Genomic DNA, 22,232 nt, shown 5'->3' with positions numbered 1-22,232 from the left:
GCCTTATAACGACTGCCGGGCCTTCGCGGCGAATTGTTGCTCGGTGATGACGATCGGCGGAGACGTTTACCGCACCTCCATCGACCCCAAGCTCTCGTCCGATCCGATCGCCTGATACAAGGTGACGCGGTTGGCCACGTCCTCCAGCTGCACCGAGATCGCCGCCTGGCGCGCGGAATACAGCGTGCGCTGCGCGACCAAGGCGGTGAGGAAGCTGTCGGTGCCGGCACGATAGCGGGCGTCGGCGATCGTGTAGCTGCGGTTGGCGGCGGCAACCAAGCGCGCCTGGGCGGTGCGCTGCCGCGCGATCGTGCCCTGCCGCGCCAGACCGTCGGCGACATCGCGGAACGCGGTCTGGATCGCCTTCTCGTAGAGCGCCTGATAATAATCCGCCTGCGCCTTCGCATAGTCCAGATTGCCGCGATTGGTGCCGCCCAGGATCGGCAGCGACACGCTCGGCGATGCCGACCAGCTCACCACGCCGCCGGTGAACAGCGAGGTCAACGCGCTGCTGGCGACGCCGATCGCGGAGGTGAGCGAAATCTGCGGGAAGAACGCCGCCTTGGCCGCGCCGATGCTGGCATAGGCGCTTTTCACGCGATGTTCGGCCTCGACCACGTCGGGGCGCTCCGCCAGCACGCTGGACGACAGCCCCGCCGGCACGTTGCCGACCGCCTTGTCGACCCCGTCGAGCGAGGCCGGCAACAGCGCATCCGCCACCGCCGCGCCGACCAGCAGGTTCAGCGCATTGCGGTCCTGCGCGACCTGCGTGGTGTAGCGTTCGACATCGGATTGCGCCTGCGCCAGCACGGTCTCGGCATCGGCGAGATCGCTGCCCGTGACGAGCCCGACATCGTGCAACGATTGCGTGAGTTTCACGGTACGTTGGCCGCTGCCGACCATCTCGGTCGCGACCCGGAGCAATTCGCCGTCCGCGGCGAGCGTCGCATAAGCGGAGGCGGTGTCGGCGACGAGGATCAATCGCGTCGATCGCGCCCCGGATTCGGTCGCGAGATATTGTTCGAACGCGGCGCGCGAGAGGTTCTTCTGTCGTCCGAACAGATCGAGTTCAAACGCGCTGACGCCGACATCAGCGCTGAACGTGCTGTACGATGCACCTGCCGGATTGGTCAGGTTGCCGGTGCCGCCCGATCCGCTGATCGTGCGCGAGATCGTCGCCCCGCCGCTGGCCGCCAGCGTCGGGAATTGGGCCGAGCGCTGCACGCGATATTGCGCGCGGGCCGAGGCGATGTTGGCCACCGCCGCACGCAGATCGCGATTGTTGGCCAGCGCCTGCGAAATCACCTGCTGGAGCTTCGCATCGCCGAAGACCGTGCGCCACGGCAACCCGGCCTGGCCGGCGGCGGCCGGAGCATAGGCCGCGCCGGCCGGCCATTGCTGCGGCGCGACGTCGGCGGTGGTGCGAACGTATTTCGGTGCCATGTCGCAGGCGGCAAGGCTGGATGCCGCCAGCAGCAAGGCGAGCGTGCGGATGCGGATCATGCCTCGGCCTCCTTGGGCGCGCGGTGGAACAGGCGAGCGACCACGACGAAGAACATCGGTACGTAGAAGATCGCCAGAACCGTCGCGGTGATCATCCCGCCAACCACCGCCGTGCCGATCGCGATACGGCTGTTCGCGCCCGCCCCGCTCGCGATCGCCAGCGGCAGCACGCCGGCGACGAAGGCGAGGCTGGTCATCAGGATCGGACGCAAACGCACCCGCGCCGCCTCCAGCACCGATTCGACCACGTCCTTGCCCTCGCGCCGCGCCATTTCGGCGAACTCGACGATCAGGATCGCGTTTTTGGAGGCGAGGCCGATCGTCGTGAGCAGGCCGACCTGGAAATAGATGTTGTTCTCCAGGCCACGCAGCGTCACCGCCAGCACCGCGCCGATCACGCCCAATGGCATCACCAGCAGCACCGCGAACGGCACGGACCAGCTTTCATACAGGGCGGCAAGGCACAGGAACACGACCAGCACCGAAAGGCTGTAGAGCATCGGTGCCTGACCGCTGGTCTGGTTCTCCTGATAGGAAAGCCCGGCCCAGGCATAGCCTGTGCCCGGTGCCAGTTGCTGCTGCAATTCCACGATCCGCTTCATCGCATCGCCCGAGCTGGCGCCGACACCGGGCGCACCCTGAATCTCGTAGGACGAACGTCCGCTGAAGCGCGACAGGCTGGTCGGCCCCTTTTCCCAACGCGTCGTGGCGAAGGCGGAGAAGGGCACCATGTTGCCGTTGACGGAGGAGCGGACGAACCAATTGTCGAGATCGCCGGGCAGCATGCGATACGCGGCATCCGCCTGGATGAAGACCCGCTTCACGCGCCCGCGATCGACGAAATCGTTGACGTACGTGCTGCCCCAGGCGGAGCTGAGCGTACCGGTCACGTCGGCCTCGGTCAGCCCGAGCACGGCAAGCTTCGCATCGTCGATATCGACGCGCAGCTGCGGCGTATCCGGCAATGTCGAGGCGCGGACCTGGGCGAGCAACGGATCCTTGTTCGCCGCCGCGATCAGCTTGTCGCGCAGCCCCAGGAACTTGTCCTGCGCCATCCCGCTGGTGTTGAGCAGTTCGAAGGTGAAGCCGCTCGACTGTCCGAGGCCAGAGATTGCCGGCGGCGTCAGCGCGAAGACCTGAGCGTCGCGGATGCTCGAAAACGTCTGCGTGGCGCGCGTCGTGATGGCTGGAGCACCGTTCACACTGCCCTTGCGGTCGGCGAACGGCGCGAGGCTGGCAAAGGCGATGCCGGCATTCTGCCCGGACCCCGAGAAACCGAAGCCGGTGATCGCGAAGATATTGCCGATATTGGCCTTCTCGTCGGTCAGGAAGAATTTCTCCACCCGGTCCCGCACGACGCCGGTGCGTTCGCTGGTGGCACCGGCCGGCAGGGTGAACTGCACCATGGCGATGCCCTGATCCTCATCCGGCAGGAAACTGGTCGGCAGGCGCACGAAGAGGAATGCGAGCAGGACGACGATACCGGCAAAGATGCCGAGATGCAGGAAACGATGCCCGATCACGCTCTTGGTCGCGCCGACATAGCGTGTCGTGGAACGGTCGAACCAGCGGTTGAAGCGCCCGAACAGGCCCTTGCGCTTCAACGGATCGTGATCGCCGCCTTTCAGCAAGGTGGCGCACAAGGCCGGCGACAGGATCAGCGCGACCAGCACCGACAGCAGCATCGCCGCGACGATCGTGACCGAGAACTGGCGATAGATCACGCCGGTCGATCCGCCGAAGAACGCCATCGGCAGGAACACCGCCGACAGCACCATGGCGATGCCGACCAGCGCGGACCCGATCTCGTCCATCGACTTGATCGTCGCATCGCGCGGCGACAGCTGTTCCTCGGTCATCAAACGTTCGACATTCTCGACCACGACGATCGCGTCGTCGACCAGCAGGCCGATCGCCAGTACCATCGCGAACAAGGTCAGCGTGTTGATCGAATAGCCGAACAGCGCCAGCACGCCGAACGTCCCGAGCAGCACGACCGGCACCGCGATCGCCGGGATCAGCGTCGCACGCCAGCTTTGCAGGAACAGGAACATCACCACGACCACCAGTACGACGGCGATGATCAGTGTCTCGACCACCTCGTGCACCGACAGCTTGATGAATTCGGTGGTGTCGTACGGGAACGCCAAGGTGTAGCCGGGGGGCATCTTCGCGGCGAGTTCCTGCACGCGCGCCTTCACCGCCGTCGCGGTCTTCAGCGCATCGGCACCGGGCGCGAGCTGAATCGCCATGCCGGAGCCGGGATGACCGTCGAGCTGGGCCGAGGAGGTGTAATCCTCCTGCCCCAATTCGACCCGCGCTACGTCCGACAGCTTGACGACCGAGCCGTCGGTCTTGGTCTTGACGATGATGTCGCGGAATTGCTCGGGCGTCTGCAGGCGCGACTTGGCGGTCACGACGGCGTTGAGCATCTGGCCCTTGATCGCCGGCGTCTGGCCGATCTGACCGGCGGCGACCTCGGTATTCTGCGCGGTGATCGCGCTGGAGATGTCGGACGGCATCAGCTGCACCGCCGCCATCTTCACCGGATCGAGCCAGATCCGCATGGCATATTGCGATCCGAACACCTGGCTCGATCCGACGCCGTCGACGCGGGCCAGATCGTCCTGGAAATTGCTCACCAGGTAGTCGGCGATGTCGCTGTCGGTCGACTTGTCGGTCTTGTCGTAGAGGGCGACGATCAGCAGGAAATCCGAATTGGATTTGGTGACCGACAGGCCCTGCAACTGCACCGCGCTCGGCAGGCGGGATACCGCGCGCTGCACCTTGTTCTGCACCTGCACCTGCGCGGTATCGGGGTCGGTGCCCTTGGCGAAGGTGACGGTGATCTGCGCGGTGCCGGCCGAGCTCGAGCTGGACGAGAAATACAGCAGCCCGTCGATCCCGGTCAGCTGCTGCTCCAGGATCTGGGTCACGCTGGTTTCCAGCGTCTCCGCCGAGGCGCCGGGATAGGTCGCGCTGACGCTGACCGAAGGCGGCGCGACGTCGGGATATTGCGCGATGGCCAGCGACATGATCGATCCGACGCCCGCCAGCATCACCGCGATCGCGATCACCCAGGCGAAGATCGGGCGATCGACGAAGAACTTGCTGATGCCCATATTACTGGGCCGTCTTGATAGCGACGGGCTTGACGGTCGCGCCGGGCATCGCCTTGTCCGTGCCCTCGACGATCAGGCGGTCACCGGCCTTCAGCCCGTCGGTCACCAGCCACTTGTTGCCGACCGCCTTCGCCGTCGTCACGTTGCGCTGCGCCACCTTGTTGTCGGCACCGACCACCAGGGCCGTGGCGCTGCCCTTCGCATCGCGGGCGATGCCCTGCTGCGGTACGAGGATGCCGTTCGGTACCACGCCCTGTGGCGTTTCGACGCGCACGAACATGCCGGGCAGCAGGATGCCCTCGCGATTGGGGAAGCGCGCGCGCAGCGTCACGGTGCCGGCGTTCTGGTCGACCGTGACTTCGGAGAATTCGATCCGCCCGACGCCGGGATACAGCGTGCCATCCTCCAGCTTCAGCCGCACGCTGGCATTGGCGGGCAGGATATCGCCCTGCGCCAACTGACGGCGCAGCGCGAGCAGTTGCTGGCTCGATTGGGTGATGTCGACGAAGATCGGGTCGAGCTGCTGGATCGTCGCCATGGCGGTCGTCTGGCTCGCGGTGACCAGCGCGCCCTTGGTCACGGCCGATCGACCGATCCGCCCGGAGATCGGCGCATAGACCCGCGTGAAACCGACATTGATCTTCGCGGTCTGCAGGCTGGCGCGATATTGATGGACGTTGGCCAGCGCCTGGCGCGCGGCGGCATTGGCATCGTCGATATCCTGGCGACTGACCGCATCGATCTCGGTCAGCTTCGAATAGCGCGCGGCCTTGGCCTGCGCGGTGACATAAGCGGCCTGCGCATTTTCGAGCTGCGCGGCGGTCTGATCACGCGACGCGCGATAGAGGCGCGCGTCGATCTGGTAGAGCGGCTGGCCGGCGCGGACCAGCGAGCCCTCCTCGAACAGGCGCGCCTGGACGATGCCATCGACCTGCGGACGCACATCGGCCGTTTCGGTCGAGGCGGTGCGGCCGGTCAGTTCGGTCGAGACGGCGACCGGCCCGGCCGTCAACGTGACATATCCGACCTCGGCCGGCGGCTGCGCAGGCGGCGTCTTGGCCCCGCCACAGGCGGCGAGCGCGAAGGCCAAGGCAAGCGGCGCGGTGCGCACGATCGTCACGACGCGCATCACGACCGTGTCCGGGGCGACGCGGGCAGCACTGGGAAACAATATAGGCCGCACATGAATCGAACTCCGCGAAATCCGGGTAAAGCAAAGAGCGCAGATGGCGATCCCTTCGCAGGTGCAACAGAGAGAATTGATTTCTCTTCTTGGCTGCACGTGGCCGCGCGTAGGGTTCCGTCGCATAGTGTATCGCGATGTATCAGGTAACAGACAGCGCCGATGCCGCTGCCTATACCCACAAGGATGGAAGACCTCAACATACCCCATATGGACCGCCTGATCGTCGCCGACGACGATGCCGACATCCGCGATCTGATGATCGGGCAACTGGCACGCGAGGGGTATGACGTGCGCGCGGCGGGAAGCATCGCCGGAGTCCGCGATGCTCTGGCCGAGGATCATGCCGACCTGATCGTCCTCGATCTCAATCTGCCGGACGGCGACGGGCTGACCTTGTGCCGCGAATTGCGGGCCGAGGGACATGATGGCGCGATCATCATGGTCACCGCGCGCGACGGCGCGATCGATCGCGTGCTGGGGCTAGAACTCGGTGCCGACGATTACCTGACCAAGCCGTTCGAACCGCGCGAGCTGCTCGCGCGCATCCGCAACCTGCTGCGCCGCACCCGCCACGAGGAGACGCAGCGTCCCCGCGGCGCGCGCTTCGCGAGATTCGGCGCGTGGCAGCTCGATCTGCTCAAACGTCGCCTGATCACCACCGATGGCCGCCTGGTGATGCTGTCCTCGGCGGAATTCCGCTTGTTGTCGCGTTTCATCGATGCCCCCAACGAGGTGTTGTCGCGTGAAGCGCTGTTGCCCGAACGCCATGCCACGGTCGCGTTCGACCGCTCGATCGACCTTCAGATCAGCCGCCTGCGCCAGAAACTCGCCGCCGCGCCGGATGGGGACACGCTGATCCTGACGGTGCGCAACGAAGGCTATGTCCTGGCCAGCGACGTGACGTTCCTGTGATCCGCCGGATGATCGCCGGGGCATGGGGGTTTGCCGGGTCGCTCGCCGGCCGGCTGGCACTGCTTCTGACGATCGGCATGTCGATCTCGGCGATCACCGCGCTGTTCGTGGCCGAGGAAGCGCGCCGCCACGATTTCGCGCAATTCCTCGACGAGCGGCTGGTCGTCAGCGCGGTCGATATCGTCGGGCGCATGACGCGGGCGCCGGACGAGACCGCCGCGCTGCTCGATCATAACCAGATCATCGGCGCGCATCGCGCCAACCCCCGGCTCGCCGTGCCGACCGGCAGCGATTCGTCGCTCGACGCGGCGTTGCGGGACCGGCTCGGCGTGCGCGCCAGGGCGCGTGGGCTGCAGGTGCCGTGGCAATATTGCTTCGCGCGCATCCCCTATGAATGGACCCACCGCGCCGCCGGCTTCTTCGTGCCGCAGCTGCCGGGCTGCTGGGTGGTCAGTTACAACGATGCCAAAGGCCAGCGCATCTCCTTGGCATTCGATCTGCCGACCCTATCCCTGCCCCCGAGCGCCATGCTCAATCCGCTGTTCCTGCTGCTGATCGTCGCGGCGAGCGGCGCGCTATCGGTCGTCGTTTCGCGCCTCGCCACCGCGCCGCTGCGCCGCCTCACCTCTGCATCGCGCGCCTTTGCACGCACGATCGACGCCGAACCGGTCGCCGAACGCGGCCCGTCCGACGTGCGCGAGACGATGGTCGCGTTCAACACGATGCAGAGCCGCGTGCGGGAGGGCGTACGCGAACGTACCCGCATCCTGGCCTCGATCAGCCACGATCTGCAGACTCCGCTCACCCGCCTGCGATTGCGACTCGAACAGGTCCAAGACGCGACGCTCAGGGATCGCCTGATCGCCGATCTCGGCGCGACCCTGGCGCTGGTGCGCGATGGCCTCGACCTCGCGCGCAGCAGCGAGAGCCGCGAGGAATGGTCGGTGATCGATCTCGATTCCCTGCTCTCCGCGCTGGCCGAGGATGCGGCCGAATTCGGTGCCAAGGTCCACTTCGTCGGCGGCTGCGGCGCGCAGGCGAGGGTCAAGCCCGACGCGCTGTCACGCTGCGTCACCAACCTGATCGACAATGCTGTGCGCTATGGCGGCGGGGCGGACGTGTCCTGCACGCGCCGCGCCGATGCGATCGAGATCGCGATCCGCGATTACGGCCCGGGAATCGCGGAGGATCTGCTGCCCAAGATCTTCGAACCCTTCGTCCGCGGCAGCGGCGACAGCATGGACAACGGCACCGGCATCGGCCTGACCATCGCGCGCGCGCAGGCCGAGACCTTCGGGGCACAGGTAAACCTGTCGAACCATCCGGGCGGCGGCATGGTGGCGGTCGTCCGGATAGTCGGCTGACGGCAGCGCACTCCCCCAACTCCGGCAGCGACTGACCTGTTTACAATAAATTACGAACGCGAAACAAAACTGTAACCATATTACCACGGTGTCAGAAATTTACAAAAATTGCGATGAGCCGAGCTTTACGCTTGCCCCGGCCGCTCGCATTGGGGCGCCGGACATTCGGCGCGGCTCCTATTGGGGGGAGCAGGGGCGTCGGCGCTGACGGTCGTGCCCGTCCGCTTTTCAGGCGGACGGGATCGTCAAGCCCAAGGAACGTCACAATGACTGATAATCGTCGCACTCGCCGCCAGATCCTCCTGCGCGGTGTCGCCTTGCCTATCCTGATCGCCGCCGGAACTGGCCTCGCGCTGCCGGCCACGGCGCAGGATGCCGCCCCGATCGTGCCGCCAGCAACCTCGACCGTTCAGACCCCGCCGGCCGCCACGCCGCAGACCACCGAAGCCGCTCCGGCTGACGCCGCAGGCGACGAAGGCAATATCGTCGTCACCGGCAGTCTCTTCCGTCGCCGCATCGATGCCGAGACGCCGTCGCCGCTGACCGTGCTGACCTCGGAGAACCTCGCGCGCGCCGGCATCACGACGGCATCGGATGCGGTGCGGTCGATCTCGGCCGACAGCTCGGGCTCGATCCCGACCGCCTTCTCCAACGGTTTCGGCGCGGGATCGTCGGCGGTGTCGCTGCGCGGCCTGACCGTGAACTCAACGCTCACGCTGGTCGACGGCGTGCGCACCGCCGCCTATCCGCTTGCCGATGACGGTCAACGCTCGTTCGTCGATCTCAACACCATTCCCAATGCGACGATCGACCGGGTCGAAGTGCTGAAGGACGGCGCCTCGTCCAGCTACGGCGCGGATGCGATCGCCGGCGTGGTGAACATCATCACGAAGAAGGAAATCACCGGCATCCAGGGTACGGTCGAAGCCGGTGCTACGCAGCGCGGCGATGGCGGCACCCAGCGCGCGACGCTGACCGTCGGCCACGGCAAGCTGAAGGAAGATGGCTACAACGTCTATATCAGCGGCGAATATCAGCACGACAATCCGATCTGGGCGCGCGATCGCGGCTATCCGTTCAACACCAACGACCTGTCGGGCATCGGTGGCGACAACAACAATGCCGGTTCGATCGTTCCGGGCACGACCACCAGCGCGATCGTCGCGCCGAGCCAGCAGACCATCGCCGGCAACCCGCTGTCCGGTTCCGGCCTGACCAGCGGCCCGTGGCGGATTCTCAATCCGAATGGCTGCGCGGCCGGCCAGCTCCGGGTGACCGGTGCGCAGGGCGTCGGCTGCGAGCAAAATCTGGTGTCCGATTACGGCCAGATCCAGCCCGAGCAGACGCGCTTCGGTGGCACGATCCACGCGACCGCGGACATCGGTGCCAACTCGCAGGCCTATGGCTCGGTATCGTACTTCCAGAATACGGTGATCTCGTCGGGCAGTCCGAACCCGATCCGTTCGGCCAACCCGGTGAATACGCTCAGCATCGTGCTGCCCGCGGTGTTGACCAACGGACAGCTCAACCCGAACAACCCGTTCGCGGCTAGCGGCCAGGCCGCGGCGATTCGTTACCTGTTCGGCGACATCGCGACACGCTCCGAATACAAGAACCGGGTGCTGCGCGGCCAGGCCGGCATCTCCGGCAAGTTCGGTGACGGCTGGACCTATTCGTTCGATGCCACCGCTGCCAAATCGTGGCTCGACATCGATCAGGACGGGTACATCAACCTGCCGGCCCTGATCACCGCGATCAACACGGGCAGCTACAATTTCGTCGATCCCAGCCAGAACTCGTCGGCGGTGCGCAGTGCCCTGTCGCCGCGCGTCTCGACTCGCGCGACCAGCGATCTGGACATGGTCCAGGGTGTGGTGACGAAGAACCTGTTCAGCCTGCCGGGCGGCGATCTGCAGCTCGGCGTGGGCGGCTCGTTCCGCTACGAGGCGGTCAACGATCCCAACCAGAACGCCAATGCGCAGACGATCGGCCTGAACCAGTATACCGCCGTCGGCCATCGCTACGTCACCTCGGGCTATTTCGAGGTGAACGCGCCGGTGCTGACCTCGCTCGAGATCAACGCGTCGGGCCGGTACGATCACTATTCGGACGGCTTCAACAACTTTTCGCCCAAGATCGGCGCGAAGTTCCAGCCGATCCGCGAGATCGCGCTGCGCGGCACCTTCTCGAAGGGCTTCCGCGCACCGAGCTTCGCCGAACTCGGCGGTTCGGTGGTCGGCTTCACCAGCGGTCGTCCGCCCTGCTCGCTACAGGTGCAGCACGGCGCGACGTCCAACCCGGACGGCACCTGCTCGGGCGGCAGCTCCTACAACCAGACCTATGGCTTCGGTTTCCAGACCATCGGCGATGCCAACCTGAAGCCGGAGAAATCGACCAGCTTCACCGGCGGCTTCATCGCTCAGCCGACCCGCTGGCTGAGCTTCACGGCGGATTATTACAACATCCGCAAGACCAACGTGATCTCCGCGGCACCGTTGTCGGGTGATGCCCTGTCGGCATATTATGCGGGTACGGCGCTGCCGGCCGGCTATTCGGTGACGCTCGATGCGATCGATCCCGCGTTCCCGAACGCGCCACGCCGCGTGCTGTTCGTCAACGGGCCCTTCGCCAATGCGGCGGCGTTGCGCACGCAGGGCATCGATTTCTCGGCGCAGGTGCAGTTCAAGCCGACCGACGAACTGAAGCTGACCAGCCGGGCCGAGGCGACGTACATCCTGAGCTACAAGTTCAAGCCAAGCGCCGACAGCGCCTACCAGGATTTCGTCGGGACGCAGGCCCCCTATGTCACGTCGTCGGGCGCGGGCACGCCGCAGTGGCGCGGCAACTGGCAGAACGCGGTGCAGTACGGGCCGTACTCGCTCACCGGCACGGCCTATTACACCAAGGGCTTCAAGGCGGTGGCCGAGGACCAGTTCGGCGGTACGGACTGCGCGAGCAGCAGCACGTATCAGGGCAGCGATCCGAACTTCAACTGCAAGGTCAATTCGTTCATCGACGTCGATCTGGTCGGCAGCGTCGACGTGAACGACCGCTTCCAGTTCTACTTCAACGTGATCAACCTGCTCGATGCCAAGGCTCCGCTCAATGCGGGCAATTATGCCGCGGCGAACTACAACCCGACCTATCACCAGATCGGCGCGGTCGGCCGTACCTTCAAGGTCGGCGCCAACTTCAAGTTCTGAAGTTGCTTCGGGCGATCGGCAGTGCCGGTCGCCCGTTTTTCTTGGTGCGCGGGCCAAAACGACTATCGTATTTCCTCCGACACGCGCATCATGGCACCGGTTGCGGCGTAGATCGTTCCGTTGCCGAGTGTACCGCCAGGAGGGTCTCCCATGCCGATAACCGTCAACGGATCGCAGTTCGCGGTTCCCGCCGATCCGCGCGTGTCGCTGCTCGATTTCCTGCGCGAGGATCTGCGCTTCCCCGGTACCAAGAAGGGTTGCAACCAGGGCGCATGCGGTGCCTGCACCGTGCTGGTGGACGGACAGCGCATCCTCTCCTGCCTCTCGCTTGCGGTACAATATGACGGGCGCGAGATCACCACGATCGAGGGGCTGGCCGACGAGCACGGCCTGCATCCGCTGCAACAGGCGTTCATCGAGCATGACGGGTTCCAGTGCGGCTATTGCACCCCCGGCCAGATCTGTTCGGCGATCGGCATGGCGGCCGAGGCGAAGCGCGGCGTGCCCAGCCATGTCAGCGCCGATCTGTCGGCCGACATCGCCCTGACGCGCGAGGAACTTCAGGAGCGGATGAGCGGCAATCTGTGCCGCTGCGGCGCGCATAACGGGATCATCGACGCGATCCGCGAAACGGTGGCGGCGGAGATGGCGGCATGACCCCGTTCGATTATGCCCGCGCCGGCGACACCGCCGAAGCGCTGCGGCTCGGCGCGACCGCCGACGCCGCGACCGCCTATCTCGGCGGCGGCACCAATCTGGTCGACCTGATGCGGGAAAACGTGGCGCGGCCCGAGCGGCTCGTGGACGTCACCGGATTTTCCGATGCGATCGCGCAGACCGACGCCGGCGGCCTGCTGATCGGCGCGGCGGTGCGCAACACGGCGGTGGCCGAACATCGCTTCGTGCGCACGCACTATCCGATGCTGACCCGAGCGATCCTGGCCGGCGCGTCCGCTCAGATCCGGAACATGGCGACGGTCGGCGGCAATCTGCTGCAACGCACGCGCTGTACCTATTTTTACGACACGGACGGGTCGCGCTGCAACAAGCGTACCCCCGGCCAGGGCTGCGACGCGATCGACGGCTTCAACCGCATCCACGCGATCGTCGGCGCGTCCCCGGCGTGCGTCGCGACGCATCCATCGGACATGTGCGTCGCGCTCGCCGCCTTGGATGCGACCGTGCATCTGGAGGGCGGACGCGGTCGGCGGAGCCTGCCGTTCGCCGATCTGCACCGCCTGCCCGGCGAGCATCCCGAACTGGACACCGTATTGGAGCCGGGCGACCTGATCACCGCGATCGAACTGCCGCCGCTGCCGATCGCGGCCAATTCCACCTATCGCAAGGTCCGCGACCGGGCGAGCTACGCGTTCGCTCTGATCTCGGTCGCGGCCGCGCTGGAGATCGAGGGCGGCCAGATCAAGGACGTCCGGATCGCGCTCGGCGGCGTCGCGCACAAGCCGTGGCGCGCGTCGAAGGCCGAGGCGGCGTTGCGCGGCGGCCCGGCGAACGAACAGGCGTTTCGCGATGCCGCGATCGCCGAACTCAGCGACGCCCGGCCGCTACGCGACAACGGCTTCAAGATCGAACTCGCCAAGCGCACCCTCGTCGCCGTCCTCGCCGAACTTTCCGGAGCCGCCGCATGAGCATCGTCGATACCGCCAAGGAAACCGCCCAGGCGCTGATGCAGGGCGCGATGGCCAAACTGGTGCCGCTCGCACCCGATCGCTGGATTCCCGGCGGCGTGCCCGATCCGCTGATCGCGCGGAAGCACGGCTTGATCGGCACGTCGGTCTCGCGGCTCGACGGGCCGCTGAAGGTCAAGGGCGACGCGCGCTTCGCCGCCGAATTCGTGTACGAGGACATGACCTATGCCACGCTGGTCTTCGCGACGATCCCGCGCGGGCGTATCGCCACGCTCGACACCGCCGCCGCGGAGGCCGCACCGGGCGTGGTCACCGTGATGACCCACAAGAACGCGCCGCGCATGAACAAGCCGGCCGTGTTCGGGTCGTCGCCCACCGCCGCCGGGCCGGCCGACCTGCCGATCATGCAGGACGATCGCATCCACTGGAACGGTCAGCCGATCGCCCTGGTCCTCGCCGAGACGCAGGAACAGGCCGATCATGCGGCATCGCTGATCGTTGCCACCTATGCCGCCGAACCCTCGACCACCTCGTTCGCGGCGGCGAAGGCGGCCGGCGCGCAGCCCGGCCTGTTCATGGGCCAGCCGCTGCTCAACGAGATCGGCGATGCCGAGGCGGAGCTGGCGAAGGCCCCGCGCCGGATCGACCATGTCTACACCACGCCGCGTCACAACCATAATGCGATCGAACCGCATGCGACGACGGTGGCCTGGATCGGCGACGAACTGATCATCCATGATGCGAGCCAGCTCGTCACCGCCGAGGCGATCACGATCGCCGACGTGTTCGATCTGAAACCCGAACAGGTGCGCGTCACCTCGCCTTATGTCGGTGGCGGGTTCGGCGGCAAATGCCTGTGGGATCACCAGATCATGGGTGCCGCCGCCGCGAAACTGGCCGGGCGTCCGGTGCGCATCACCCTGTCGCGCGAAGGCGTGTACCGCACGGTCGGCGGGCGTACGGTGACGGAACAGCGCGTCGCGCTCGGGGCGCGGCCGGATGGCCATTTCACTTCGCTGATCCAGACCGGCACGATCGCGATGACGCCGCACAACAACATGCCCGAACCGTTCATTACCGGCACCCGCTCCTCCTACGCATCCGACAGCCTGAAGCTGTCGGTCGATACGGTGACGATGAACATGCTCGCCAACACCTTCATGCGCGCGCCCGGCGAGTCCGTCGGCACGTTTGCCATGGAATCGGCGATCGACGAATTGGCGGTCGAACTCGGCATGGACCCGATCGAGCTGCGCATCGCGAACGAGCCGGACAAGGATCCGATCTCCGGCCTGCCCTTCTCCTCGCGCCACATCGTCGAGGCGTGGAGGGCGGGCGCGGAGAAGTTCGGCTGGACCGCGCGCAATGCGGTGCCGAGCAGCCGGCGCGAGGGTGAATGGCTGGTCGGCATGGGCTGTGCGAAGGGCACCTATCCCTATTATCGGATGCCGGGGGCCGCGGCGCGGATCACCCTGACGCGCGACGCGCATGCCACGGTCGAGGTCGCCGCGCACGAAATGGGCATGGGCACCTCCACCACCACCGCGATGGTCGCGGCCGAGCGGCTCGGACTGCCGCTCGATCAGGTGTCCGTGGGCTATGGCGAATCGATCATCCCCGGCGCGATCCTTGCCGGCGGGTCGCAACAGACCGCGGCGATCGGCGCGGCGGTGATCGCGGCGCACCGCGCGCTGGTCACCGAACTGCTCAAGCTCGCCGGCAACGATTCCCCGCTCGCCGGCCTGTCGCCGGACGAGGTGGGCAGCGAGGATGGTGGCCTCGCCAAACTCGACGAGCCGGGCCGGCGCGAAAGCTATGCCTCGATCCTCGGCCGGGCGCAGCGCGACAGCGTGGTTGTGACCGAGGAGGCGTCGCCGCCGCTCGAACTGATGCACTGGTCGATGCACTCGCACAGTGCGATCTTCTGCGAGGTGCGCGTCAACACCGTCACCGCCGAGACTCGCGTGAGCCGCGTGCTCGGGTCGTTCGACTGCGGCCGTATCCTCAACCCCAAGACGGCGCGCAGCCAGTTCCGGGGCGGGATCATCATGGGCCTGGGCATGGCGCTGATGGAGGAGACTCAGTTCGACGAGCGCAACGGTCGTATCATGAATCCCAGCCTGGCCGAATATCACCTGCCCGTGCATCTCGACGTGCCCGAGATCGACGTGATCTGGACCGACATCGCCGATCCGCACACGCCGATGGGCGCGCACGGCGTGGGCGAGATCGGCATCACCGGTGTTGCCGCAGCGGTCGCCAACGCGATCTACAACGCGACCGGGAAGCGTGTGCGCGACCTGCCGATCACGTTGGACAAATTGCTGTAACAAGGTTTCGCTTTCGCCCGCGATTGTTTCGGCGGCGACAACACCCCATATGGGTGTCATCGCGCCAACGCTTCGGGCATGGCTGCGACTGAGAGACGTGATGCTCCCGCTCATACCGAGGAAGCTGCATGTCTCGCGCACTGAATTTGAGCGTACCCCAGGCCGATGTCGCCGCGATGTGTGCCCGCCATGGCGTGACGATCAGCGCGATCGAGGCTCTGCGCAGCGGCGGCACACGGGTCGTGCTGATGAATCTCGACGATACCGCCGTGATCGCTAAGGCGTTCAGGTCGAAGCTGATCACCGGAGCCGTGGCGCGCGTGCCGCTGGTCGGCCGCATGGGGCGTTAGAGCAAGATGACTTTGCTTGGATCGCCTTTTTCCCCGTTCGTTTCGAGCGCAGTCGAGAAACAGGCCACATGCACGATGCCAGGGTTCATCGACTGCGATAGAAACGAACGGAGGATGAGTTTGTGACCTTCAAGTCCCCCGCCTTCCGACATCTTTCGAACTTTCGAGATCAATAAAAGGAATAGCCCGATGGCTGGACTTTCAGCACCCGCCGCTCCCGCGGCGATCGACACCCCTTCGCTCTATGACAAGCCGGCCAAGAACCGCTTCGCCAAGCGCCACAACCAGCCCAAGCTGTCAGCCGAACAGGCCGCCCGTCAGGGGCGCGCGGTGTCCGCCGCATTGCGCTCCTTCTCCGGGGCCGGGGCCGCGATGGATTTTCTCAACGCCGATCATGACGGGCTCGGGCGGCCACTGGATCTGGCGATCGAGAGCGCAGCAGGGCTGATCGCGGTCGAAGAGGCGTTGGCGCGCCGGGCATCGGCGCAATCCTAGAGGCTGATGACGTCAGGTTGAACCATATCTTCCGTCATTCCCGCGAAGGCGGGAATCCATACTGGCTGAGCGGAGTGGGTCTCATGAAGTACAGTGATTATGGATTCCCGCCTTCACGGGAATGACGATGTGCGAAACCGCGATTCGACTAAAGTCATCAAGCTTCAGAACCACAACGCACATCCAACTGCGTCGCGACGCTAAAAAGAACGGGGCCCCATGCATCCAGTAGAAGTCGTCGATACCGCCGAGATTCCCGGCGGGGGTCAACTCCGCCTGTTACGGTCGGGGCCGGAATATTCGATCCGTTTCGGCGAAGACGAACTGATGGGCAGCGAGGCACCGCAATCCGAAAAGGCCTTGGCCACGCTCGCGCATCTCCGGATGGGCGCGCGGCGGGACCGGGTACTGATCGGCGGGCTGGGCATGGGCTTCACGCTAGGTGCGGCCTTGAACGCGTTTCCGGACAGCACGAAGATCGTCGTGGCGGAACTGGTGCCGCAAGTCGTCACCTGGGCGAACGGGCCGCTCGCGCATCTGTTCGGCAACTCCCTCACCGATCCGCGCGTCACGCTGGAAATCCGCGACGTGCACGATGTGATCGCGGAAGCGCCCGAAGGATTCGACGGTATCCTGCTCGACGTCGATAACGGCCCGGACGGGTTCATCCACGTCGCCAATGATCGTCTCTATTGCAATTGGGGCCTGCGATCGGCGCATGCGGCGCTCAGGCCTGGCGGCGTGCTGGCGATCTGGTCGGCCTATATCGACGATGCGTTCGTCGGTCGCCTCGAGCAATGTGGTTTCGCCGTGGAGCAGGCGAGCATCCCCGCCGAGTGCGGTCGTGATCGCTCGCCCTACACGATCTGGTTCGCGTCCAAAGCGGAGTGAGCCGCCGTCACCTCTCGGGCCGCCGAGCCGGAAGTATCCAAGCTCAATCCCTCCCCGTTCGCGCTGAGCTTGTCGAAGCACATGCCCGCCCACGCCTTGGCAGGTCCGGCACCCAAAGAAAAAGCCGCCGACCTTTCGGCCGGCGGCTTTCCCCCCGTTTAACTCAGTGAGGTTCAGGCGAACGAAACGGTCGTCGAAACCTTGCGACGGCGCATCGCGCCACCAACCAGGCCGAAGCCCATCAGCATCATCGCCCAGGTTGCCGGCTCAGGCACGGCGCCTGCGTTGGCGAACCGGGTGTAGATCTGGCCGGTGCTGGTCAGGTAGCTGGCACCGCGCGAGTCGAGCGCCAGATTGTAACCGATCGCATCGAATGCCGCGAGATCGAGCGCGGTGATGTAGCCGGTCTGACCGAAGCAGAAGGTCGGATCCATGATGCCGTTGCCGATGGCGCAGCCTGCCGTGTCCTTCCAGTGCGACGCCTGGTTGCCGTCGCCGTTGTAATCGCCGGTCGAGAAGGTGTTGCCGTACAACGCCGTCAGGCCGCCATCGATCGAGAAGTACTTCGTGCCGCCGAGCGAGAGATCGAGCGACGGACCCGTACCGGGTGCGATATTCGTCGGATCGGTGCTGTAGCGGAACATGTCCAACGCCGAGAAGATCGACGTCGTGTCGAAGTTGAATTGCGTACCGGTGCGGCCGGGGCCGTTGGGGGTGCCGTAATAGTCGAGATAGTCGACGCCCGAAACGAAGCCCAGCGCATGGCCGATCTCGTGGATGGCGACGCCGATGAAATCGAACGTATTCGCCGTGATGCCGTCGGTCGGGTTGAAATCGAAGTTGAAGTTCGTGCTGAACTGCACTTGACCGTCGAGCTGCTGGGTATTCGTAGCATCGTACACCGCAGTGCCGCCGATTGCCTTCACATTTGCGGTATTGAGATACAGCACCTTGTTGTTTGTGGAAGCGGCACCCGTCGTGCTGTTATCGTAACGAAGCGTGGTGGAGTTGATGCCGGTGTTGTTTGCGGTATTCGCAGGACCGTTGGTGATGAACGCAGCCGCGCCATTGGTCAGCGTCGGTAGAACGATACCCGTGTCGGTCGCCGAGTTGCTCTTCGTCGCGTTGACGCCGGCTTCCCAGTTCGCGACGCTGTAGTCCATACCGGAGCTGCCGGTCGAACCGATGATCCCGGTGCCGAGCGCGGCCGTACCGACGCCGAGCTTGATCGTGATGTTGTTGGTCAGCGTCGCGCCCCAATAGGCGGCGGCGATCTGGAAGCCCATGCGGAACTGTGCCTGTTGCGCAGCCGTGCCGGCGAAGCCCTGATCGACCAGAACGATCGTCGCGGCATTCGCGCCACCGGTCGCGAGCGCAACCATCGCGGCACCGCCGCAGAGAAGAGCCTTCAACTTCATACTGTATCCCCTTTATGATCGAGCGGCCCGCAGCCGTCGATTTCGCATCCCGCCCCTGCTCTGCATGCTCCGTGCCAAGCCCGGAAATCCAAGGAAAAAGCCGATCCCGGAGACCGATCTTAACGCAATTGTAAGAAATTATTACAAGCGCCGCAGTACTTTGACAGAATCTGTTCACGCTCCCCCGCGTCAATGCAATAAATGACGATATCGTCTATTTTGGCATCGGTCGGTTTTCGTCGGGCGACCTGGAAGTCGTCTTTGCGCGATGGTCAGGATTTCGGCAGATGGCTCTTCGCCAGCTTTCGCGCGAGCGTGCGGCGATGCATGCCGAGCCGGCGCGCGGCTTCCGAGACGTTGAAGTCCGCCTCGGCCAGCGCCTGATGGATATGCTCCCATTCCAGCGTCTTGATCGAGGTCGGGCGCACCGCGAGATCCGCCTCGGCGTCGCCATCCACCCGACCGAAGGCGCGTTCGATATCGTCGCTGTCGGAGGGTTTCGTGAGATAGTTGGTGGCGCCGAGCTTGATCGCCTCGACCGCGGTCGAGATGCTGGCGAACCCGGTCAGCACGACGATGCGCATCGCCGGATCGCGGGCGTGCAACGCGGCCACGCAGGTCAGGCCGGAAGCCCCGCCGAGTCTGAGGTCCACCACCGCGAACTCCGGTGCGAACACCTCCAGCAACGCCGGCAGTCCGGCCGCGTCGTTCAGCGCGCGCACCTCGTACCCGCGCCGCTCGAACGACCGGGTCAGGGTGCGCGCGAAGCCGGCATCGTCCTCCACGATCAGCAGCCGGCGCAGACCGGTCATGCCGCATCCTCCAGCGCGAGCGCGGCGAGCGGCACCGACAGCGTCACCTCCGCGCCCCGATCGGCCGCGTTGCGCACCTCCACCGATCCGCCGAGCTTGCGCATCACGTTGACCGCCAGGAACAGGCCCAGCCCGGCACCGCGCCGGTCCTTGCTCGATCGATAGGGCTTGCCGACGCCCGCCAGCATCTCCGCCGGAAAGCCGCGCCCGTCGTCGCGCACCGTCAGCACCAGATCGCCCTCGATGCGCTCGGCGATCAGCTGCACGCGCGTCGCCCCGGCCTCGGCGGCATTGTCGAGCACGTTGGTCAGGATCTGCGCCAGCGTGCGATCGGCGGCGATGACCCGATCGCCGCCGAGCCGATCGGCGAAGGTCAGCAGGTCCGGCCGCTGCGCGCGCCATTGGTCGACCACGCCGAGCAGGAAGGCGCGCAACGTCGTGCGTTCCAGATCCTCGCTGCGCGCCTCGCCCGAGGCGTAGAGGATGCCGCCGACGATCTCCTTGCAGCGCGCCACCGCCGCCTGCATGTCGCCGATCTCCTCGGCCAGCCCGGGATCGGCGGCGAAGGCGGGCTGTCTGCGCCAATCGCCCAGGATCACCGACAGCGAGGACAAAGGCGTGCCGAGTTCATGCGCCGCGCCCGATGCCAGCAGGCCCATGCGCACGATATGATCCTCCTCCGCCGCGCGCTGCCGCATCTCGGCGAGGCTCGCGTCGCGGGTTCGCAGGTTGCGGCCGATGCGCGTGACGAAGAACACCAGCAGCACCGCGGCGAGGACGAAGTTGATCCAGCTCGCCAGCAGATGCACCGGCGACAGCGTGCTCGCCAGCCCCGGCGGCAGGATCAGTTCGCGGTGGTATACGGCCAGCAGTCCGAAGGCGGCGCTGTGCAAGGCGACCAGCGACCAGCTCGACCAGGGCCGCAGCAGCACCGCGCCGATCACCACCTGCAACAGGCCGATCGGCGCGAACGGGTTGGTCGCGCCGCCGCTCATATAGAGTTGCGCGGTCAGCGCCGCGAAATCGATCAGCAGCGCCGCGAACAATTCCCAGTTCGCCACCTCCCGCCCGCGTACGAGCGCCATGAGCGTCGCCACGTTGAGCGCGGCCAGCCCGCCCGCCACCGCGATCATCGGCCCGACCGGCAGGCTGACGTGCATCAGGAAATGGACGACCAGGATCGTGGCCACCTGCCCCAGCACTGCGATCCAGCGCAGATGGGTGAGCAGCAACATGTTGCGCGAGCCCACCGCGTCGGCGCTGCGCAGCGCCTGATCCCGCCAGTTGAAGATGCGCGCCTCGGCCATGGCGCGACGTTAGGGCCGGCCGCGCCCGAACGCCATCCACAGGCTCGCGCCGGCCAGCATCGCCGCCATCGCGAACCAGGTGAGCGCGTACTGCAGATGGTTGTTGGCGAACGCGATCACCGTCAGCCCGCCGCGCGGCGAACCGGGTTCGGACACGGCATCGGCGTCGACGAAATAGGGGGCGACATGCGTCAGCCCGCGCGTGGCCGCAATCGCCGCGACGTCGCGCGAATACCAGCGGTTCCCCCCCGGATCATTGTGGCGCAAGAATCCGCCGCCGGGCTCGCTTACCCGCAACAGCCCGGTGATCGTGACCTCTCCCGTCGCCCGCCGCGGACCGATCTTCCGTTCGGGCGGCACGAAACCGCGATTGACCAGCACGGTGAACCCGCGATCGGTCATCAGCGGGGTCAGCACCCAATAGCCGCCGCCGAGCGCCGTCGCCGCCTGCACCAGGGTCTCGCGATCCTGCGCGAACACGCCGTGCACCGTCACGCGGGTATAGGCATCGTCGCGTCCGATCCGCCGCCAATCTCCCGGCCCCGGCGCGGGCACCGGCGCGGTGGCCAGACGACGCTCCACCTGCGCGATCAGCGCCAGCTTCCAGGTGCGCCGCTCGAGCTGCCAAACGCCCAGCGCGATCAGCCCCGCGATCGCCAGCAGCGCAAGCGCACCGACGATCCAGCGCCTCACATCGCGCTCGTGTCGTTCATTTCCATGCCGGGCATCATGTTCAGGTTCATGTGATGCATCACCCACAACGACCCGATCAGCCCGATCGCGACCAGCACGATCGTGAAGATCAGCGCCATCATGTTCCAGCCGCCCTCCGATCGCGTGTTCATGTGCAGGAAGTAGATCATGTGCACGATCACCTGCACCAGCGCGAAACCCATGATGATCAGGGCGGTCAACTGCTTGTCGGCGATCGCGCCGCTCATCACCAGCCAGAACGGGATCGCGGTCAGCACCACCGACAGCGCGAAGCCGATCAGATAGGATCTGCGCGTGCCGTGGCCCGGCGCATCGTGATGCCCATCGTCATGGGCGTGGGTTTCGGCGCTCATCTGAGGACTCCGAGCAGATAGACGAAGGTGAAGACGCCGATCCAGATGACGTCGAGGAAATGCCAGAACAGCGACAGGCACATCAGCCGGCGTTTGTTGGCCACGGTCAATCCGAACCGCCCGACCTGCGCCATCAACGTCACCAGCCAGACGATCCCGAGCGATACGTGCAGCCCGTGCGTGCCGACCAGCAGGAAGAAGGACGACAGGAACGCGCTGCGTTGCGGCGTCGCGCCTTCGTGAATCAAGGCCGAGAATTCGTAGAGTTCGATGCCGATGAAGCACAGGCCGAACAGCCCGGTGATCGCCAGCCAGGCAAGCGTGCCGGTCTTGCGTTTTTCCTCCATCGCCAGCATCGCGAAGCCGTAGGTGATCGACGACAGCAGCAGCATCGTCGTGTTCACCGCGACCAGCGGCAGTTCGAAGATCTCGGCCGGCGTCGGCCCGCCGGCATAGCTGCCGCCGAACACGCCGTAGCACGCGAACAGCATCGCGAAGATGAGGCAATCGCTCATCAGATAGATCCAGAAGCCGAGCATCGTGCTGCCGCCGGCCTCGTGATCGTGCTCGTCGGCCAGATAGAAGATTTCGCGGTCGGGCAGCGCCTGTGCCTGTGCTTGCGCCAT

The 22,232-nt window shown here is 65.8% G+C and carries 18 protein-coding genes; 9 read left to right on the top strand and 9 right to left on the bottom strand.

All coding sequences use genetic code 11. The features are described from left to right. Nucleotides 1-66: 66 nt before the first annotated feature. The 3 genes from ASG11_RS06000 to ASG11_RS05990 are packed head-to-tail and all read right to left on the bottom strand — an operon-like array spanning nucleotide 67 to nucleotide 5,754. Complete coding sequence (locus tag ASG11_RS06000) at nucleotides 67-1,503, bottom strand: efflux transporter outer membrane subunit (protein ID WP_055776439.1); 1,437 nt, start codon at nucleotides 1,501-1,503, stop codon at nucleotides 67-69. Beyond that, a complete protein-coding gene (locus ASG11_RS05995; RefSeq protein ID WP_055776436.1) occupies nucleotides 1,500-4,625 on the bottom strand; it encodes an efflux RND transporter permease subunit in 3,126 nt (1,041 codons plus the stop codon). Before ASG11_RS05995 ends, ASG11_RS06000 begins: the two co-directional genes overlap by 4 nt. A 1-nt stretch (nucleotide 4,626) precedes the next feature. Then, on the bottom strand, nucleotides 4,627-5,754 hold the full coding sequence (locus ASG11_RS05990) for an efflux RND transporter periplasmic adaptor subunit (protein WP_055776432.1): 1,128 nt from the start codon (nucleotides 5,752-5,754) through the stop codon (nucleotides 4,627-4,629). A 240-nt stretch (nucleotides 5,755-5,994) separates the two neighbouring features. On the opposite strand from ASG11_RS05990, the gene ASG11_RS05985 reads away from it, so the two are divergent. The 9 genes from ASG11_RS05985 (at nucleotide 5,995) to ASG11_RS05945 (ending at nucleotide 17,002) form a co-directional block, all read left to right on the top strand. Then, on the top strand, nucleotides 5,995-6,723 hold the full coding sequence (locus tag ASG11_RS05985) for a response regulator transcription factor (protein ID WP_055776429.1): 729 nt from the start codon (nucleotides 5,995-5,997) through the stop codon (nucleotides 6,721-6,723). 8 nt (nucleotides 6,724-6,731) lie between these two features. Then, nucleotides 6,732-8,087: an ATP-binding protein gene (locus tag ASG11_RS05980; protein WP_055780388.1), complete on the top strand. Its 1,356-nt coding sequence runs from the start codon at nucleotides 6,732-6,734 to the stop codon at nucleotides 8,085-8,087. A 266-nt stretch (nucleotides 8,088-8,353) separates the two neighbouring features. Further along, nucleotides 8,354-11,290 carry a TonB-dependent receptor plug domain-containing protein gene (locus ASG11_RS05975; protein ID WP_055776426.1) on the top strand — a complete coding sequence of 979 codons (2,937 nt, stop codon included), beginning with the start codon at nucleotides 8,354-8,356 and terminating at the stop codon, nucleotides 11,288-11,290. A gap of 150 nt (nucleotides 11,291-11,440) precedes the next feature. After that, a complete protein-coding gene (locus ASG11_RS05970) occupies nucleotides 11,441-11,947 on the top strand; it encodes a 2Fe-2S iron-sulfur cluster-binding protein (RefSeq protein WP_055776422.1) in 507 nt (168 codons plus the stop codon). Further along, nucleotides 11,944-12,936, top strand: coding sequence for an FAD binding domain-containing protein (locus ASG11_RS05965; protein ID WP_055776418.1), 993 nt, complete (start codon nucleotides 11,944-11,946; stop codon nucleotides 12,934-12,936). The genes ASG11_RS05970 and ASG11_RS05965 overlap by 4 nt, the downstream gene beginning before the upstream one ends. Further along, the gene (locus tag ASG11_RS05960; RefSeq protein WP_055776415.1) at nucleotides 12,933-15,266 is read left to right on the top strand and encodes a xanthine dehydrogenase family protein molybdopterin-binding subunit; all 2,334 of its coding nucleotides are present in this window, start codon (nucleotides 12,933-12,935) and stop codon (nucleotides 15,264-15,266) included. Before ASG11_RS05965 ends, ASG11_RS05960 begins: the two co-directional genes overlap by 4 nt. A 128-nt stretch (nucleotides 15,267-15,394) precedes the next feature. Continuing rightward, nucleotides 15,395-15,616, top strand: coding sequence for a hypothetical protein (locus ASG11_RS05955; protein ID WP_055776412.1), 222 nt, complete (start codon nucleotides 15,395-15,397; stop codon nucleotides 15,614-15,616). A gap of 189 nt (nucleotides 15,617-15,805) precedes the next feature. After that, nucleotides 15,806-16,111: an antitoxin Xre/MbcA/ParS toxin-binding domain-containing protein gene (locus ASG11_RS05950; RefSeq protein ID WP_055776410.1), complete on the top strand. Its 306-nt coding sequence runs from the start codon at nucleotides 15,806-15,808 to the stop codon at nucleotides 16,109-16,111. A gap of 219 nt (nucleotides 16,112-16,330) precedes the next feature. Next, nucleotides 16,331-17,002 carry a spermidine synthase gene (locus ASG11_RS05945; protein WP_055776407.1) on the top strand — a complete coding sequence of 224 codons (672 nt, stop codon included), beginning with the start codon at nucleotides 16,331-16,333 and terminating at the stop codon, nucleotides 17,000-17,002. Nucleotides 17,003-17,175: 173 nt separating this feature from the next. Here the strand turns inward: ASG11_RS05945 and ASG11_RS19240 are convergent, their stop codons facing one another. From ASG11_RS19240 to cyoC, 6 genes are all read right to left on the bottom strand, one after another. Then, the gene (locus ASG11_RS19240; RefSeq protein WP_055776404.1) at nucleotides 17,176-18,420 is read right to left on the bottom strand and encodes an NF038122 family metalloprotease; all 1,245 of its coding nucleotides are present in this window, start codon (nucleotides 18,418-18,420) and stop codon (nucleotides 17,176-17,178) included. 272 nt (nucleotides 18,421-18,692) lie between these two features. Continuing rightward, nucleotides 18,693-19,232: a response regulator transcription factor gene (locus ASG11_RS05935; RefSeq protein WP_055776401.1), complete on the bottom strand. Its 540-nt coding sequence runs from the start codon at nucleotides 19,230-19,232 to the stop codon at nucleotides 18,693-18,695. Then, nucleotides 19,229-20,539 carry an ATP-binding protein gene (locus ASG11_RS05930; RefSeq protein WP_055776397.1) on the bottom strand — a complete coding sequence of 437 codons (1,311 nt, stop codon included), beginning with the start codon at nucleotides 20,537-20,539 and terminating at the stop codon, nucleotides 19,229-19,231. The genes ASG11_RS05935 and ASG11_RS05930 overlap by 4 nt, the downstream gene beginning before the upstream one ends. Before the next feature lie 9 nt (nucleotides 20,540-20,548). Further along, nucleotides 20,549-21,232, bottom strand: a complete 684-nt coding sequence (locus ASG11_RS05925; protein ID WP_055776394.1) for an SURF1 family protein — start codon at nucleotides 21,230-21,232, stop codon at nucleotides 20,549-20,551. Continuing rightward, nucleotides 21,229-21,606, bottom strand: a complete 378-nt coding sequence (gene cyoD, locus ASG11_RS05920) for a cytochrome o ubiquinol oxidase subunit IV (RefSeq protein WP_055776391.1) — start codon at nucleotides 21,604-21,606, stop codon at nucleotides 21,229-21,231. The genes ASG11_RS05925 and cyoD overlap by 4 nt, the downstream gene beginning before the upstream one ends. Further along, entirely contained in the window at nucleotides 21,603-22,232 is a 630-nt protein-coding gene (gene cyoC / locus ASG11_RS05915) for a cytochrome o ubiquinol oxidase subunit III (protein ID WP_055776388.1), read from the bottom strand. Before cyoC ends, cyoD begins: the two co-directional genes overlap by 4 nt.

It is taken from the genome of Sphingomonas sp. Leaf357 (assembly GCF_001423845.1).
In the GTDB taxonomy this organism is placed as follows: domain Bacteria; phylum Pseudomonadota; class Alphaproteobacteria; order Sphingomonadales; family Sphingomonadaceae; genus Sphingomonas.
Note: the sequence above shows the minus strand (reverse complement) of the source record. Positions and strands in the feature narration are given on the sequence as shown.